Origin of the sequence: Bacillus sp. FSL K6-1000, from assembly GCF_038630785.1 — a bacterium.
Taxonomy (GTDB): Bacteria; Bacillota; Bacilli; order Bacillales; family Bacillaceae; genus Bacillus; species Bacillus safensis.
The window spans coordinates 2,332,060-2,349,612 of sequence record NZ_CP152042.1 but is presented as its reverse complement, the minus strand read 5'-3'; the positions used below and the strand labels follow the sequence as shown (position 1 = coordinate 2,349,612).

Annotated in this window: 20 protein-coding genes and 1 pseudogene; all 21 read left to right on the top strand. The window is 36.7% G+C overall.

The window, feature by feature from the left end; genetic code table 11:
- Positions 1–30 precede the first annotated feature (30 nt).
- The 21 genes and pseudogenes from MHI46_RS12120 (at position 31) to MHI46_RS12020 (ending at position 17,547) form a co-directional block, all read left to right on the top strand.
- Entirely contained in the window at positions 31–378 is a 348-nt protein-coding gene (locus MHI46_RS12120) for a YxiJ family protein (RefSeq protein WP_039180157.1), read from the top strand.
- A gap of 18 nt (positions 379–396) precedes the next feature.
- The gene (locus MHI46_RS12115) at positions 397–579 is read left to right on the top strand and encodes a hypothetical protein (RefSeq protein ID WP_039180154.1); all 183 of its coding nucleotides are present in this window, start codon (positions 397–399) and stop codon (positions 577–579) included.
- A pseudogene (locus tag MHI46_RS12110) lies at positions 570–887 on the top strand (penicillin-binding transpeptidase domain-containing protein); the annotation flags it as partial. The gene MHI46_RS12115 and the pseudogene MHI46_RS12110, both read left to right, overlap by 10 nt.
- A gap of 166 nt (positions 888–1,053) precedes the next feature.
- Complete coding sequence (locus MHI46_RS12105) at positions 1,054–8,091, top strand: DNRLRE domain-containing protein (protein WP_342502831.1); 7,038 nt, start codon at positions 1,054–1,056, stop codon at positions 8,089–8,091.
- 31 nt (positions 8,092–8,122) lie between these two features.
- A complete protein-coding gene (locus MHI46_RS12100) occupies positions 8,123–8,521 on the top strand; it encodes a hypothetical protein (protein WP_224928979.1) in 399 nt (132 codons plus the stop codon).
- A gap of 9 nt (positions 8,522–8,530) precedes the next feature.
- Positions 8,531–8,941 (top strand): hypothetical protein, encoded by a 411-nt coding sequence (locus tag MHI46_RS12095; RefSeq protein WP_039180146.1) that lies wholly within the window; start codon positions 8,531–8,533, stop codon positions 8,939–8,941.
- Between the two features lie 221 nt (positions 8,942–9,162).
- Positions 9,163–9,360 (top strand): DNA-binding protein, encoded by a 198-nt coding sequence (locus MHI46_RS12090; RefSeq protein ID WP_313902629.1) that lies wholly within the window; start codon positions 9,163–9,165, stop codon positions 9,358–9,360.
- A gap of 129 nt (positions 9,361–9,489) precedes the next feature.
- Positions 9,490–10,101: a hypothetical protein gene (locus tag MHI46_RS12085; protein ID WP_251180517.1), complete on the top strand. Its 612-nt coding sequence runs from the start codon at positions 9,490–9,492 to the stop codon at positions 10,099–10,101.
- A 53-nt stretch (positions 10,102–10,154) separates the two neighbouring features.
- Positions 10,155–10,394 carry a DUF2750 domain-containing protein gene (locus MHI46_RS12080; RefSeq protein ID WP_235354769.1) on the top strand — a complete coding sequence of 80 codons (240 nt, stop codon included), beginning with the start codon at positions 10,155–10,157 and terminating at the stop codon, positions 10,392–10,394.
- Complete coding sequence (locus MHI46_RS12075; RefSeq protein ID WP_235354819.1) at positions 10,387–10,539, top strand: DUF2750 domain-containing protein; 153 nt, start codon at positions 10,387–10,389, stop codon at positions 10,537–10,539. Before MHI46_RS12080 ends, MHI46_RS12075 begins: the two co-directional genes overlap by 8 nt.
- A gap of 24 nt (positions 10,540–10,563) precedes the next feature.
- On the top strand, positions 10,564–11,019 hold the full coding sequence (locus MHI46_RS12070) for a hypothetical protein (RefSeq protein ID WP_260774405.1): 456 nt from the start codon (positions 10,564–10,566) through the stop codon (positions 11,017–11,019).
- A 217-nt stretch (positions 11,020–11,236) separates the two neighbouring features.
- Positions 11,237–11,845, top strand: coding sequence for a hypothetical protein (locus MHI46_RS12065; protein ID WP_251180515.1), 609 nt, complete (start codon positions 11,237–11,239; stop codon positions 11,843–11,845).
- Between the two features lie 160 nt (positions 11,846–12,005).
- Positions 12,006–12,455, top strand: a complete 450-nt coding sequence (locus tag MHI46_RS12060) for a phage tail protein (RefSeq protein ID WP_251180514.1) — start codon at positions 12,006–12,008, stop codon at positions 12,453–12,455.
- 157 nt (positions 12,456–12,612) lie between these two features.
- On the top strand, positions 12,613–12,960 hold the full coding sequence (locus MHI46_RS12055) for a YxiJ-like family protein (RefSeq protein ID WP_251180513.1): 348 nt from the start codon (positions 12,613–12,615) through the stop codon (positions 12,958–12,960).
- Between the two features lie 18 nt (positions 12,961–12,978).
- Entirely contained in the window at positions 12,979–13,353 is a 375-nt protein-coding gene (locus MHI46_RS12050) for a hypothetical protein (RefSeq protein ID WP_251180512.1), read from the top strand.
- Between the two features lie 55 nt (positions 13,354–13,408).
- Positions 13,409–14,278: an alpha/beta hydrolase gene (locus MHI46_RS12045; protein ID WP_251180511.1), complete on the top strand. Its 870-nt coding sequence runs from the start codon at positions 13,409–13,411 to the stop codon at positions 14,276–14,278.
- Between the two features lie 93 nt (positions 14,279–14,371).
- Positions 14,372–14,710 (top strand): winged helix-turn-helix transcriptional regulator, encoded by a 339-nt coding sequence (locus tag MHI46_RS12040; protein WP_034646559.1) that lies wholly within the window; start codon positions 14,372–14,374, stop codon positions 14,708–14,710.
- 234 nt (positions 14,711–14,944) lie between these two features.
- Complete coding sequence (hxlA, locus tag MHI46_RS12035) at positions 14,945–15,577, top strand: 3-hexulose-6-phosphate synthase (protein ID WP_251180510.1); 633 nt, start codon at positions 14,945–14,947, stop codon at positions 15,575–15,577.
- Positions 15,574–16,131 carry a 6-phospho-3-hexuloisomerase gene (gene hxlB, locus MHI46_RS12030; protein ID WP_058839029.1) on the top strand — a complete coding sequence of 186 codons (558 nt, stop codon included), beginning with the start codon at positions 15,574–15,576 and terminating at the stop codon, positions 16,129–16,131. The genes hxlA and hxlB overlap by 4 nt, the downstream gene beginning before the upstream one ends.
- 140 nt (positions 16,132–16,271) lie before the next feature.
- On the top strand, positions 16,272–16,997 hold the full coding sequence (locus MHI46_RS12025; RefSeq protein WP_251180509.1) for a DsbA family oxidoreductase: 726 nt from the start codon (positions 16,272–16,274) through the stop codon (positions 16,995–16,997).
- Positions 16,998–17,088: 91 nt separating this feature from the next.
- On the top strand, positions 17,089–17,547 hold the full coding sequence (locus MHI46_RS12020; protein WP_251180637.1) for a MarR family transcriptional regulator: 459 nt from the start codon (positions 17,089–17,091) through the stop codon (positions 17,545–17,547).
- Positions 17,548–17,553 lie beyond the last annotated feature (6 nt).

The window sequence follows — 17,553 nt, the reverse complement described above, 5'->3', positions numbered from 1 at the left end:
ATTAAAAACAATAAGAGAATGGGGAAATCCATGAAAATCAGCCGTGATAAACAAGATTTATTCGATGATGTAAAACAACGTTATCAATACTTATTAGATTCTGCTTATCCAGATGAAATCATCTTTTTTGAAGAAGAAACTGGTATGTACTCAGATGATTTTTATATGTTTTTTTCACTTGTTGCAGGCAGCTTAAGTTATGTGGTCGATCATAAACGAATACCGAAAAAACAGTTAAACGTGCTGCGTCAGTCATTTGAAGAGCAATATCCCCAAATCAAATCGTATCAACAGATCCTTGAGTCATATCCTTTATTGCATTCCTATGTTCAATACCATGAAGAAACAAGGAAACAAATCATTGCACTTATACAATAACCTCTTGGAGGACAAACGATGACATGGTTTTTAGATGAAAAAGTCCAGAAACAAATCCCTGATTTCAATATCAACCATCTAAAGCAAATCAATGAATTTCACTACTTTAAAGAGTATAATGAACATTACGACTTGATCAACTGTATTCATCTACACATCCCATACGAATCTGCAACCCATAAAGCAGACATTTTTGGTTAAGCAGTACCTTGCGAATTTCTCCTCTCGAACAAGTTCGTTTTCTCAAACAGCTATATGAAGAGACTCTTCCATTTGACCTAAAGAACATGAGAACAGTCAAACGAATGATGGTACAAGAAGAAGAGAAACATGCCACCCTATACGGAAAAACATGCTCCGGCTCAGGCATCGGCTGGTACGTAGGTTTCATCAAACATGAAAACAAAACCTACATCTTCGCCACAAATATCGAAGGCACCGGACTAGAAGCAAAAGAAATTACCTATCGTATTTTGAAAAAATATCATTTGATTGAAGCATCCGTGTAGGGTGCTTTTTTATATGAAAAAGGAGATATATTGATAAGTTGATGATATATGGGTTAGTTTGAAAGGATGATATATTTATAGAAATATATTGAAGTTTCATTTCAAATATATTATTATATATGGCGTAATGTTACAAATGTTACAAATATATGATAAGGAGATTAATATGAATCTAAAAAGAAAAGTAAAATGGAAAAGGAATATCGCAGCACTATTAGCCTTTGTGATGCTTTTATCAATGTTTCCTTCTGATATTTTTGCAGAAGAACATGACGCAAATACAAAATCAAGTCATAATCGCTTAGAAAAATTAGATGATTCAAAAGCCCTTGAAATGGCAGGGATTGACGAAGACGAAATTGGAAAAGACGGAGAAGTTCTTTCAGAAAGAACAGAAAACAGCAAGCTTTTTTATGAAGGAGAGGGTGTATTTACACAAGAGGTATATCCTGACCCTATTCATATAAAAGAAGCATCAGACGCTGAGTGGGAGGACATCTCTCCTGAATTAAAGACGATCTCGCAAAAAGAAATAGAGACAGAAAATGCGAGATTAGAATCAACTTTTCAAAAGCAAATGAAGCAAGGACTATATGCTACATTTGAACACAAGAAGCATCAAATTGAATTTTCAATTTTAAAAGCTTCAGGTAAAAACAAATCAGAAATCAATTCCAAGGATACCTCAGCACAATTTAAAGAGAATACAAATGAGCTTACATATGAAGAGGTATTTCCAAATATAGATTTACGATCATTTACATTTAATGAAAACATCAAAGAAGATATTGTACTCAACCGATATGATGGCTACAATTCTTTTACATTTAAAATAAAAACAGATCTAACTGGGGAAATTGAGGAAGATGGTTCTATTACATTTTATGATCAGAAAAAACGGACCATTTTTCAAGTACCAAAACCGTTTATGACGGATTCTAATTTAGATGAAAAGTCAGGTGAAGTGGCTCGCTCAGAAGATGTGAGCTTTAAACTAGAAAAAGAAGACGATGGCTATTTACTTCGTGTGACTGCTGATGAGAAATGGCTTAAGGATCCTGAACGAGTTTATCCTGTGTCTATCGATCCATCGACTTCTTTATCTGTGTCAGCAGACACATTCATCATGAGTAAATACCCAACAACAAACTATTCATCCTCTACGCAAAAATGGGATGCTAATCTGAAAAGTTATGTACTGAAAACCGGTTATTATGATAAAACAACTGGTACAAACTACGCCTTCATGAAGTTTAATTCATTCAAACCGATTCAAAATATGAATGTAACAAAAGCGACGCTCAAAACGTATGTTGCTCATTCATATTACGGGACGAAAGCAACTGGTCTTTGGCTGGATACAGTGAATGCCAACTATGATCATACAAAGCTAACATGGAACAATAAACCAAGTTCTAAAAACATCGGTAAAGCCAATGTTTATAAAGGACAATGGGCGAGCTATGATGTGACATCAACCATCAAAGCTTGGAATAGTGGAACAGCTAACTATGGCTTTAAATTACATGCAAATGGAAATGGACAAGACCATTGGAAAAAAATAATATCATCAACAAACTCTACTAATAAACCAGTCATTGAAGTAACGTATACCATTCCACAGGCAAATGCACCAACTGTAAAAGGTTTTAGTAATGGAAATGGGACAGGCTACTTCAATTTAAGTTGGAAAAAGGTAGCTGGCGCAAAAGGTTACAAAGTGTGGCTATACAACGGAAAAGAATATGAAGCCATTTCAGTTGGAAATGTGGCATCATGGAGTACAAAAGGAAAGAATATATGGCCAACAGCGAGCGAGATAGCAGCAAAAAAATATAAACTTCATTTAGACGGAAAAGGTGGCACTGAATTAGCAGTGGATCCTTCTCCAGTTTACAAAAACTCAGGCGGTAAGTATGCGACAAGTAAAAATTATTGGGTAGCTGTAAGTGCGATCTTCGACCAAGGTGAAGGCGCAATGTCAGCAAAGGTAAAGCCTGTCGTGCCGAATGTTGCTAGAGCGAAAGCACCTAGTACAAAAGGTTTCAATAATAATAACGCAACAGGTTACTTTGATCTTTCTTGGACTTCAGTTTCCGGTGCAACTGGTTATAAAATACAAATGTTTAATGGGAAAAGCTATGAGACATTGGATCTTGGGAATCAAACATCATGGTCAACTAAAGGGAAAAAAGTATGGCCGACAGCTGCTGAGATCAAAGCAGGTAAATATGCATTGCACCTCCAAGATGGTAAAGGGGCGGAGCTTCCAATTCATCCTGGTGCGACTTATAAAAATGCTGGAGGAGATGCGGCTCAAAAACATTATTCCTTCAGAGTGATTGCCTACAATAAAGATGGAGAAGCTATTGCTTCACCGCCAGCCGGACCAACTTTACCTGATCTATCTAGACCAAAAGCTTTATCTGGATATGCTTATACCAATACAAAAGAAAGCCAAACAGGTTATATCAATTTACATTGGGACAAAGTGAAAAATGCAAAAGGGTATAAAATTAACATCTATAATGGTAAGGCATATCAATCATTTGATGTGGGTGATGTCGATCATTGGACAACACAAAACAAGAATATTTGGCCGACTCCTACTGAAGTTAAAAGTGGGAAATATGTGCTTCATACAGATGGTAAAGGCGGGGAATTAGCGCTAGACCCATCACCTGTATATGAAAATGCGAATGGAAATTATAAAGGACGCAAGAACTACTCCTTTACCCTTTCCGCTTACGATGCAAATGGAGAAACCATCCCAACACCAGCCTTTAACCCGGCATTCCATGAAGGGGCCGAATTCCTTGGAACAGAGGATTACTGGTCGATTATTGATATACCAGACGGTCAGCTTAATGGTGCAACTGGGAATGTGATTGTCAGTGAAGAAGAAATGTCGATTGATGGAAGAGGACCGGGGCTTGGAATTGGTCAAACGTACAACAGTTTAGATGCAGCTGACCACCTGTTTGGTCAAGGATGGTACGCAGATGTAGAAACGAGTATCACGCCAACAAAAGAAGGTGCTATCTATCTTGATGAGGATGCTACAACCCATGTTTTTACAAAAAAAGCAGATGGCACGTATCAACCACCAACAGGTATTTTTCTTGAATTAACGGAATCAAAAGATGAATACATGTTAAAAACGAAGGATCAAACCTTTGCGCACTTTAGTAAAAACGGTGGGAAAATCACCAAGGTTGTAGATGGACATAAAAATACAACGACATATAAATATAATGAAAACAATCAGCTCACTTCAATGGAAGATGCATCTGGCCGAAAAATAACAATGGATTATGATGAAGATGGTCATATCATTTCGGTTCAAGGACCAAAAGGGAAAAAGCTTTCATATGAGTATGATGCAGGTTTACTAACGAAAGTCATAGATTCAGATGGAACAAGTATCTCATATGAATACGATAAAGAAGGCAGATTGATTAAACAATTCTCTCAAAACAGCACACAAGATCAGCCTGTTTTTACAGAATATCTATATGAAAATCATCGTTTAGTCAAGGCAACCAATGCAAAAAAAGAAACATTTGAGTATGCATATGATATGTCTAAAAAGACACTCATGCTGACGCAGCCAAACGGGCGGAAAATACAGTATACGTATAACGAAGCAGCCAATCCAATTCAAGTTGTAGATGATGCGGAAGGGCTTAAAATTACCACTAAAACGAAATATGAAGGCAACCAAATCGTAGAAGAAACTGACCCAAATGATGTAGAGAAAGGAAAAGCTACAGAAAGCTATTCGTATGACAAAAATGGCAACGTCATTCAGGCGAAAGATGCTTATGGCACAGAAACCTACGAGTATAACAAAAACAATGATGTCACTAAAGTGAAAGATACAGAAGGAGATATTACAGATATCGCCTACGATGGATTAGATGCTGTATCTGAGACAGATCAAAGTGGAAATATGTCTTCAGCAAGTATTTATGATTCTTACGGGAATTTGGTACAAACGAGTAAAGAACTTGCTGCAGGTGCGAGTATATTAAAAAATGGCAGTTTTGAAGATACGCTAACTGGCTGGAAGCTTACAGCATCTAAGGATGACGGGAAATTAGCGCAAACAGCTGGAAAAAGTGGTCCGTTATCTGGCGGCCGAGTATTAGAGGTCAGTTCACAATCGACAACTGAAGGAACAGAACTTGGCTATTCTTCGGCTACACAAGAAGTAATACTAGAGCCAAATACGACGTATACACTGAGTGGGAAAATAAAGACAGAACTAACGAAAGCAAGAGCATTTTTTAACATTGATTTAAGAGATACAAACAATAAACGAATTCAATGGATCAGCAACGGCTACAGCACATTATCAGGCAAAAACGATTGGACAAAACGCCAAGTTTCGTTTACGACGCCATCTCATGCAGGCAAAGCTGTTATCTATATGGAAGTGGATCATCGAGATAAGGCTGGAAAAGGAAAAGCCTGGTTCGATGAGATTCAGCTGGAAAAAGGCGAAGTTTCATCAAGTTATAATCCAGTCAAAAATAATTCCTTTACGGATAAAACAACAAGCTGGAGCGGAACAGGTGGTTCATTAGATAATGAAGAAGGCTTTAACGATGACGTTTCGTTAAAAATGACAAGAACTTCTTCAACTCAAGCAAATGTCATCTATAAACAATCTGTCCCGATTGAACAAAGTGCAAATGATCAATCTGTGTATGTCACATTGACTGGGATGTCTAAGGCTGAAAATGTCAAAGCCTCAAGTGAAAATGACTACTCTCTTCAAGCGTCCGTTACGTATACAGATGGCACAACAGGAACGTTTAATGCGAAATTCCCAACCGGTACACAGGAGTGGAACCGAGCAGCAGTTGTCATACCAAAAACAAAACCATTGAAAAAAGTCGACGTTCAGATTGTTTTCCAAAAAAGCGCGACTGGAACGGTTTGGTTTGACGATATCCGTCTAGTAGAAGGAAGTCTGTTAACGAAAACCACTTACGACGAGAAAGGGAATTATGCTGTTAAAGAAGAGGATGAGCTTGGTTACTCATCACAATCTGCCTACGACGAAATGGGCAAAAAACTTTCTGAGACCGATGAGAAAGGCGAGAAAACAACATTCGAATATGACCAGGCTGATCAGCTGAAGAAAATCACTTTATCTAACGGGACATCCATTGTGAGAACCTACGATAAAGAGGGAAATGAACAGTCGAAAACCATTCGTGCAGAGTCAGATCAGACGTATCAGTTTGAATACGACCTGATGGGCAAATTGACAAAAACCATTGATCCATTAGGGAATGTGTTGAAAAGTGAATATGATGCGAATAGCAACCTAATCAAAACCATTTCTGCAAATGGACATGAAGTGTCTCTCACGTATGATGGAACAGACCGAGTAAAATCCAAGTCATACAATGGGACAGAAAAATATAACTTTAGCTATGATAAAAACGGAAACGAAACAACGGTTGTCAACAAAGAACAAAACACAACCAAAAACAGAACGTTTGACCAACAAAACCGTATTACAAAGTTAACGGAGCGAGGCAGTAGTCAAACTTGGACGTATCCAACCGATTCAGATAAACTGAAATCCTTTGAATGGACACATGGAAATCAAAAAGGGACGAACCAATTCAGTTACAATAAGCTTGATCAAATGACGCAGATGAAGGATTCGAGTTCTACGTATTCGTTTGATTATGATGAAAATGGAAATGTTCAGTCCTTTATTACAGGTAACGGCAGTGGTGCTAGTTTTGCTTATGATGAGCGAAATTTAATCAACAATTTGCATATTGGAACAAGCCAAGGGGCTACGATCTTAAAAGAAGCTTACGAATATGATCAAAATGAAAACAAAATAATAGTTGATCAAGGCAGCGTTGGCAAGATTGGTTACGAGTATGGAAAATTAAATCAATTGATCAAAGAAACTCATCCAGAAGGAACGGTCATTGAGTACACGTATGATGGATTTGGGAACAGAAAAACTGTAACGATTGAAAAAAATGGCGCCAAGAAAACAATTAGCGCATCATTCAACATCATGAACCAGCTGACAAAGGTAAATGATGAGACATTGACTTATGATAAAAATGGCAATAGAACGTCTGATGGACAATTCCTTTATGAATGGGATGCAGAAGATAATATTACGGCCATCACGAAAAAAGGGGAAGACAAGCCATTTGTCAATTACAAATATGATGAGCGTGGATACAGAATTCAAAAAACAGTGAATGGGAAAGTCACCAATTACTTTTATGACGGCGACAGCCTAAATGTTTTATACGAAACAGATGGGGACAACGAAGTCACAAAAGCATACACATACGGTGAGAGTGGACAACTCCTTGCATTCACACAAAACGCGAAAAAATATTTCTACCACTACAATGCACACGGTGATGTCATAGCCATCACAAATAGTGCAGGAAAAATCGTTGCCGAGTACGAATACGATACATGGGGCGTTCCAACTAAAATAAAAGAAGATGAAGAAGTAAAAGGAAACCCATATCGCTATGCTGGTTACCGCTTCGATGAAGAAACAGGACTTTACTATTTAATCGCCCGCTACTATGAACCGAGAAACGGCGTATTTTTGTCACTAGATCCAGACCCAGGAAGCGATGGAGATTCACTAGATCAAAACGGATATACCTATGGAAATAACAACCCAGTCATGAATGTAGACCCAGACGGTCATTGGGTATGGTTTGTTGTCAATGCAGGATTTGCGGCATATGACGGATACAAAGCTTATAAATCAGGAAAAGATTGGAAGGGTGTAACGGTTGCAGCCGCATCAGGATTTTTAGGTGGTGGAAAGTTAAAAGGTATAAAAAAAATATCTAAAGGCTTTAAGAAATCTAAGAAATCTAAGAAATCTAAGAAAAGCAAAAAAATAAAAAAGGATAGTAAAAGAATAAATAAGTTAGCAAAAATTTTAAAATACGATTCGACAGCTGCTGAACATGCTGAAGATCCATCCAGATCTGTACCAAGGTATTATTTAGCTACTGCTATAGTAACAGGTAAAAAGAGATATGATGGAGCAAAAGGTTATAGCGCATATTGGACGACTATGTATAAAAATGGAAAAAAACGCAAACTCAAGGTTGTATATAATTCGAAATCAAAAAAGATTCGACATTTCCATTATGAAGATATTAAGAAGAAAAAGAAACGTTAGATTTCCGGTAACCTTAATAAGGAGCATACACATGAAAGTTTTTTCTTTAAACAATACCATTTGCCAGATTTCACTTGAATTAGATGAATATATTGAGGGTGAAAATGAGATATTTACATGTCGATTTGATTACTCATCCTTAAATAAAAAAATTCTTCTTTACAAACTTAATTTTAATAAGAAGTTATTGAATGAATTTTTGGCTGATGTAAAAAGTATACTTAACGGTCATTTAAAAGAGTGCTGTTTGAGAGATTTTACAAAACAAGTTGAACTAATTATAGAAAAAGTAGATGATTATACTTTTTCTATAATTATCAGTAAAGATTCTGAAAATCCGCAATGTACTATTTATCTTGAGCAGAAAATAGATCATTTTTTGCTGAAATCATTGCATAATGACATAATAGAATTTATCTCTGTATTTTAGGAGGATTGTATGGAGAGTTTTAGTTTTATAAATAATGATGACAAAATAGAATTTAAGATACTGAGAGCCAAACAGTCAGATGAATTTGATAATGGTTATCATTTTGTAAGTCAATTATTATTATCTAAAAAAAATATTTACATTCGCTTTGAAGAAATTGAATTAAATCTTCGTTTCTTCAACAGTTGGCATAAAAGTCTTTTACATGTTAATAAGAAAAATGTATCAAGTTCATTAGACGGAAAACTTAAAGTTATAATTGAAAGAAGCACTAAACAAACTTTAATTAAACTTGAATATAATGAAGTTGATTTTGAAGAAACACTTGATTTTGAATTAAACTTAGACCAATTCAAAATAATAGACTTAAAGAATCAGCTAGAACACTTCATATCTAGTTATAAAAATATTGCTAACTAGGCAAGAAGTTTATCAATTTGTTGAATTTTTTGTTTGTGTATATAGAGAGTTGTATTGTAAAAGATTCTAAGTAATAACGGCTATTCTCCCTAAAGAATATTTAATATGGTATTTCATATTAAATATTCTTTTTTTATTCATAAACAGAAAAAATAAGTCGGAATTGATGATTTATAACAGCTTTATTAATATTTGTCTTACTCCGTGTCTTATAGGGGACGATCACCAGAGAACAAGTTTCTGATTGGGCTGAAAATTACGTTTCTTCAGACGATCCAGAAATAGACGATGATCAAGTTTGGGATATGTTGGTTCTTTTGAGTGGAATTGATTTGAAAGATTCACCTAATTCTTACTTACATTATTCTTACTTACATTCTGTAGATGATTTGAATGACTGGTTAGAAAAATACAAATAGTTCCTATAGAACATCTTGTTATATTCTTATGGCTTAGCCTTAATTTAAATAAAAGGAGTAAATTTTATGCCTGAAACAGTTATCGCAATTCCAGGATTTTGGTCACATCATTTAAAAGAACTCTAAGAATTGAATGATTATATATATGTTAATCATCGAATTATACAAAAACTAACTGGAACTTATTACGACCTTGAAGTAGTTGATCATATTGATCAATTAAGCGAGACTTTCCTTCCAAAAGAACAATTCAATGCAGAAAAACTTAAACAAATAGATAAGCATCAAACATGTATCATTGGGATGACTGAATCCTTAGAAGAAATAAACGCTCTTGTACAATGTACTAAGGATTTACTAAAGATTGATGGCACGGCGATAAAAGTTGAATCATCTGGTCGATCTTTTATGAAGGAGTCATGGTTAAGTTTAATGGAAAAATTCAACACTTATCAATATATGACTTCTATTGTGCAAGAAAGTGATGTTGTGTATGTCACCAGTGGTTTTCAACAATTTGGAGAGCCTGAAATGATGTTTGAAGGGTTTCATGCTGATGAAATAGAGCGGCACTTTTTAAATTGGATAAACAAATCTATTCAAGAAAAAAGAGAAACTTTAAAAGAAAAGATTATCTATGATGAAGGTCAGCAAATAAAGTTAGATCTGATTGAATACGATTTTTATCCTGAAGATGATTTGTTTTACAATCCATATGGGGTCGTCGTATTCAATAAGTAATCTCTAAAATCATGTCGCGCTCTACAGTAAATAAATAGATAAGGAGTGACGCAATGACCATGCACCCGAAAGAATTAGAAACCACCATCCAGTTATCTGCGAAAAAGCGTTATGCCTATTTCATCAAAAAGATTGTTGATTTTGAAGAGGTTTGGTCATTAAGAAATGAGAATGGATGGGTGATGTCAGAGGATGAACATGGTGTGCCGCAGCTTCATTTTTGGCCGACAGAGAATCATGCCGCTTATAGCGCAATCGATCCATGGGAAAAAAACAGTGCCAGAAATGATTGATTTAGACGATTTTATAGAAGAGTGGCTTCCGGGCATGATAGCAGATGGAATCAATCCGTCCATTTTCTATAATCGAAAAGATTCGGTTTCAATTGAAATTCAAACATTAAAGAAAGATATAGAGGAAGAATTAAAAAACTACTAGATTGACACGAGTGGAGGCATTTGTTTGAAACAGCTTGAAGACTTATTTATTCGTTCAGAAGAAGAATTCAAATCCTATCAGAATTTAGTGGACAATGTGTTTGACCAAAATAAAATGCTGCCACAACAAGTTTTCCGTAAGAATTTTGATTGTTTTTTGTTTCAAGAGTTTGATTGGGCATTGAGTGATGATATTTTACCAACAATAAAAGAGTTATCAAATGTTACACAAGATAGAGAATTTTTGACTGCAGTCCTTCAACCAGATCCAACCGAATACTATTTGAAGGAATTTGGTTATTATAATTGGCTGAAAACGAGTGTGAACATTTCAGATGAGGATTATGTAAATGCACTATGGACGCACCCAAAAGGTTACATAGCGGATGATATAATCACGAATTCGAACATAGTGTCTGGTTATCTCATTCTTTACAGTGGGCGATTTGGGGAGATAGAGATATGGAAATTTGTATCATAGGTACGGTGTCAACAAAAGATTCTGTGAAAAATAGGTTATTAAAAGAAGAGTGGAAGCCACTGAACCACCCTGATTTAGCAAATTGGCTAGAACTAATATTGAAGGATCAAAAAACATTTGATGACTATCTCAATCAAATGCTATCTCATTATGCGTCATGTTACAAGCGGTGAAATGATGACTGATGATTCACCCAAAGATATAAAAGGAGCATAAAGTGAAACATTTGTTTATATCCGATCCAAAAGAATTTGAACATGTTCAATCATTTATTCATATGCTCATTCACAGGACAAAGACATTCCCTGATCAAGTGTTGAAAACAAAAACACCTTATTACTTATTCGAAGAATTTCATTGGTTATTATCAGACGATAGCTGGGAGACACTAAAAGATTTAGCTTTGAACCATAGAGATGAATATATACTAATGGCAGTATTAGATGAGAAGAAGACGATGGATGATTATTATCATAGTTTTGGTTATTATCCTTGGGTGAAAATCCCGTTAAACCTTACACCAAGTGGTTACCTGGATCTCTTAACGGATTATCCGATAGAGAGTGTAAATGATAGCATAATGGATATTGCTTCACGTGTGATATGGGTTTCCCCTTCTGCGAAATGGATCATTTATGGCGAAAGAGGTTATGAGATAGGAGTATTAGCGATTCATCAATTAGAACAGATGAATAGCCAAACGTTAAAAACGTGGAGAACTCTAGATGAGGTTGTATTAGGTTGGATTTCAGTTGTATTTCCGAATCAAAGACTTCCTGATGATTTTAAAAAAGAACTTATTCGAAATTATAAAACTAGAAAATAAATTTTACATATATCTACATGTTCTATGTATTTGAAGATTAGATTTATTGATTTTAAATGTAAACACGAACACTGATTGGAAATTATGGACAGACTTCGATACTGTAGAATATTTTTAGTTTGCCTAATGGGATTTAAATTTTATGAAATGGAGCAAGTATATGAGAATCGTATTAGCAGAAGATTTATTCGAAGCAAATGAATTAGTTAAGAAAGTGAATTTAAACGTAGAAGACTACAACTGGGTCATAAGCGATGTGACACTCACAATGCTTCATGATCGTAAAAATCAATCCCATTCAGAAGTGATGCCAGATTATATGGATTTTTTATTTCTAAAGGGTGAACATTTCAAAAAATTCTTAAATGACTATTCTTATTCATTTATATTCGCTGTTTTGACCGCATTGCCTCGTCATGTACATCATTTGAATATCAACTCAATACCTCAAATTGATGAAAATGAAAAATATTGGGATGTAAATTATACACCCGTTATTCCTCAAGCTGTGTTCGAAATCGGTTTCTTTGATTCGACAGATGTTATTTTTACAGGAGATCAGAAAATCTTAAGCGAATTTCGAAAAAAAGCGGACTTTATTCTCATTTGAAGAATATTTACAAACTCCGTGACATGATAAAAATAGAGTTCATATTGAAAAAATAGGAGAATACGTTAGGAGATAGAATTGATGTTTAGTAGTGTAGAAAAATGGATCGATTATCTAGATAAGATGTTAAAAACAATGAGAGAATGGAGAAAGACCCATGAAAATCAGCCGTGATAAACAAGGCTTATTCGATGATTTAAAACAACGTTATCAATACTTATTAGATACCTCTTATCCAGATGATATCGTCTCTTTTGAAGAAAAAACTGGTATGCCCTCAGGTGATTTTTATTTATTTTTTTCACTTGTTGCAGGGAGCTTGAGTTATGTGGTTGATCATAAACGAATACCGAAAAAACAGTTAAACGTGCTGCGTCAGTCATTTGAAGAGCAATACCCTCAAATCAAATCGTTTCAACATATCCTTGAATCGTATCCTTTTTTGCATTCCTACGTTCAATACCATGAAGAAACAAGGAAACAAATCATTGCACTTATACAATAACCTCTTGGAGGACAAACGATGACATGGTTTTTAGATGAAAAAATCCAGAAGCAAATCCCTGATTTCGATATCAACCATCTAAAGCAAATCAATGAATTTCACTACTTTAAAGAGTATAATGAACATTACGACTTGATCAACTGTATTCATCTACATATCCCATACGAATCTGCGACCCATAAAGCAGACATTCATCTGAAATTCACCAATGTCTCTTCTGTTCAAATCAAAGATTTGGAGTTAACAAACGATTCCTATCTTTTTTTGAACATTCAACTTTTGGATAGAGGCTGGGAATATTTGAATTACTTTGTCGAAGATTATGAAGAACAGTATTTTTCTTTTTATTGTGAAACGGTTCAGGTCATACAAGTCGTATCAAATGAATCATGATAGTCTACCAACATATGCCTAAATATGCTTCCCCATCCCAACATAGAAAGGTGCAATGACATTGAATCGAATCTTGAAATGGCTCTTATTTGCGGTTGTCATCTCTGGCTTATTGGTATGCGCATTCTTTGTGTTCCGTTTCAACCAGCCTAAACCGACGACAAACATCCATTATGCAGACACACAAAATAAACAGCAAACACTCGATATGTATATGCCGAAGGGCAAAGATGAAGATAAAAAGAAGAAGCATCCAGTCATGATCTATCTCCATGGCGGCGGCTGGACAGGCGGCGATAAGAATAGAGTCGCTTCTAAAGCTGATTATTTTACAGGTCAAGGATATGTGTTTGTTTCGATGAATTACAGGCTTCACCCTAATGCCAACTATGAGCAGATGGCAGATGATACGGCAAACGCCATTAAATGGGTGAAGGATCATGCGGATGAATATCAAATTGATTCATCAAAAATCAATGTCATGGGTCACTCAGCGGGCGGTCATTTGACGGCATTGGTTGCCACAGATTCGACTTACTTAAAACGTGTGGGGCTGTCGCCAACAACGATCAATTCCATTGTGGTTCTTGACGGGCCGTTAAACATCAATCAATTTATACAAGCCATCCCATCGTACAAAAAAGTCTTTGGCAAACAAGAGAAGAACTGGACAAAGGCATCACCTGTCACTTATATGAATCAAAAGAATTTACCACCTGTCTATTTGGTCACGGGCTGGGAAAATCCTGAGGTGTACAGATTTGCTGGAAAACTGAATCATGACAAAGGCTCTAGGTTTGTTTTTCGGGTGCATACGCTGAGCCACAGTGACTTGAACAAATGGTTTGGATCAGACAGGGCGCCAAAAGAAGCACAAAAAATGACGGAGGCTGTGATGGCTTTTGTTAAAAAACAAAATCAATAACGAAGACCATATGCTAGGCAATCCATTTTGTTGCAGTTATGATAAAACCTAATTGGTTTGTTATTAAAGGAGTGTATGTCGTTGTCATCACGAATGGAAAATAAAGTGTTCAACTGCGAAAAGGAGCTGACGCTGAATATTATCGGCGGTAAGTGGAAAATGCTGATTTTATGGCACCTTGGCAGAGAAGGGACAAAACGTTTTGGTGAGTTAAAGTCGTTAATGCCTGGGATTACGCAAAGAATGCTTGTCAATCAGCTAAGAGAATTAGAGGAAGATCACATTGTGCACCGGGAGGTTTATCCTGTCGTCCCGCCAAAGGTTGAGTATTCTCTCACAGAACTAGGAGAAAGCTTAATGCCGATTTTAGAGGCGATGTATGATTGGGGAAAACAATATCTCGACAGCAATTTCTTAAAAGATGATAAATAGAAAGACGATTGTAGGCAAAGGGCTAAAATAACTTTATTTTAGCCCTTTGTCTTTACCCTGAGATACTGCCCAAAAGACAGTATCTTTTTTGTAACCATATGCGGAAAAGTATAGTATGTAAAAAAAAAGTGCGTACTTACATTGCGTCATTCCTGTTGTTATACTCATTTCATCGTTCAAGATGCATCATCCGCGGAGCTCTTGAAGATGAGATGAAAAACGGGAGTGAAAGTTATGAAATTACAATTAGCATTAGATTTAGTGAATATACCAGAGGCAATTGAGCTGATCAAAGAAGTAGAAGCATCCATTGATGTGGTCGAAATTGGGACACCTGTTGTGATTAACGAAGGGCTTCGTGCTGTAAGAGAAGTCAAGCAGGCTTTTCCGAATTTACGTGTACTCGCTGATCTAAAAATTATGGATGCTGCCGGCTATGAAGTGCAGCAGGCATCTGAAGCTGGAGCAGATATTGTCACCATTCTTGCAGCGGCAGAAGATATGTCTATTCAAGGAGCGGTGAAAGAAGCGAAAGCAAGAGGAAAACAAATTTTAGTTGATATGATTGGCATCAAAGATATCGCAGGCCGTGCAAAAGAGCTGGATGCGCTTGGAGTCGATTATATTTGTGTGCATACAGGCTATGACCTGCAAGCAGTTGGTCAAAATTCATTTGCTGATCTTATGACGATTAAAGAAGTTGTCAAGCAGGCGAAAACAGCGATTGCAGGTGGAATTAAGCTTGATACGTTACCTGAAGTCGTGAAATTAAACCCTGATTTAATCATTGTCGGCGGCGGTATCGCAAGCCAGGACAATAAAGCAGAAGTGGCTGCACAAATGAAGCAGCTGATCGCACAATCATGAAGACCAGCGACTATGTGAAAGCCATTTTAAATGAGCTTTCTGATCATTCGTCTGCCATTCAAGACGAACAAGCAGAGCGCCTGGTTACAAGTATTTTATCTGCACAAAAAGTCTTTGTGACAGGTGCAGGCAGATCTGGCTTGATGGGAAAATCGTTTGCGATGAGACTTACGCATATTGGCGTCAAGGCATATGTAATTGGTGAAACGAATACGCCTTCTTTTACAGAAGAGGATCTTTTGATTGTGGGGAGCGGATCTGGCCGTACAGAGTCTTTACTCGTCCTTGCAAAAAAAGCAAAAGCAATTGGTGGAAAAGTGGCAGCGTTCACGCTTTCTGCTGAGTCACCTTTAGCTGATCTATCGGATGAAGTCATCTTATTGTCAGGTGCACCGAAGGATCAACAGGAAGGAAACCATCATACCATTCAGCCAATGGGCTCACTATTTGAGCAATCGCTTCTTCTGACATACGATGCGGTCATTTTAAGGTTAATGGAAATAAAAGAGCTCGACACACATACAATGTACGGTCACCATGCAAATTTAGAATAGATATTTTCAAAGCCTTTCCTTTCTTAAAAGGAGAGGCTTTTTCATTTCAATCAAGATCAGAATCTTGACATCTTCTATTTGATGTAACTATAATTGTTACATCGTTGAAGAAAAAGCGTAAACACGGAAGGAAGATGAAGATGAAAGTACAAATCTGGTCAGATATTGCCTGTCCTTTTTGTTATATAGGAAAAAAACAGCTGGAAACAGCGCTTGAACAATTCCCAGAGAAGGAACAGGTAGAAATCGAGTTTAAAAGCTTCGAGCTTGATCCACATGCACCTACTCAGATCGATTATGATGTCCATGATATGCTCGTCAAAAAATATGGAATGAGCCGCAGCCAGGCAATGGCGATGAATGAGCAGGTGAAGCAGGCCGGCAAAGAGAAAGGAATCGATTTTCAATTTGATCCGCTCGTGTTGACAAACACCTTTGATGCTCATCGATTGGCACAATATGCTGGTCAAATGGGGAAAGGCGATTTCGTCATGGGAGAGCTGTTTCAAGCGTATTTTACAGATGGAAAGCATGTTGGGGACCGTCAAACCCTTTTAGACATTGCAGAAAAAGCAGGCCTTGATGAGAAGGAAGTACAGCGAGTTTTGGGCGGCGAAGCATTTGCCGATCATGTCCGAAAAGACGAACAAGAAGCGAGACAGCTTGGTATCAATGCTGTTCCATTTTTCTTGATCAATGACAAGTATTCAGTTGCAGGTGCCCAGCCAGCAGATACGTTCCTGCGTGCACTTGAAACAGCTTGGAAAGAGGAAGCAGCTCAAGCAGAGAAAGCTGCTGACAATGCGTTTGAAGCGGCATGTGCAGATGGCGTATGTGCGGTGCCTACTCCTAAAGAAGAGGCGTAATAGGCAAGTTCCCTATCTTTCTAAAAGATGGGGATTTTTTCTTGTTTTAATATAAAGGTTGCTTTATACTTAAGGTATCTTAATTATGAAGGTGATAAAATTGATATCCAAAACAGCTATGATCCAAGAGCTAAACAATATCGAAGCTCGCATCCATCAAAAGCTCCGATTAGAGTTTGAAGAATTATTTGTAGATGAGTTAACCGATAAGCAGCATATTGTACTGAATTTTATTGAACAGAAAGGGGGAAGTTCTCCTATTCAAATTGCCCAGCAATTAGGTATCACTCAAAGTGCAGTGAGTCAATTGTTAAACACGCTTGAAAAAAAAGAATGGATTTGCCGCAGCATTAACCCGCATAATCGGAGGGAATTGCATGTTGAACTTTCTGAGAAGGCCATAACGTACCTCGAGAATATGAGAAAGGTAGAGCTTGCGATTATTGAAAAATATTATTCAGCATTATCCCTCGATGAGATCTCCACATTGACATCGATTTATGAAAAGCTCGATCAATTGATCCCACATCAAAACGAAGAGAAAGGATGAGAATGA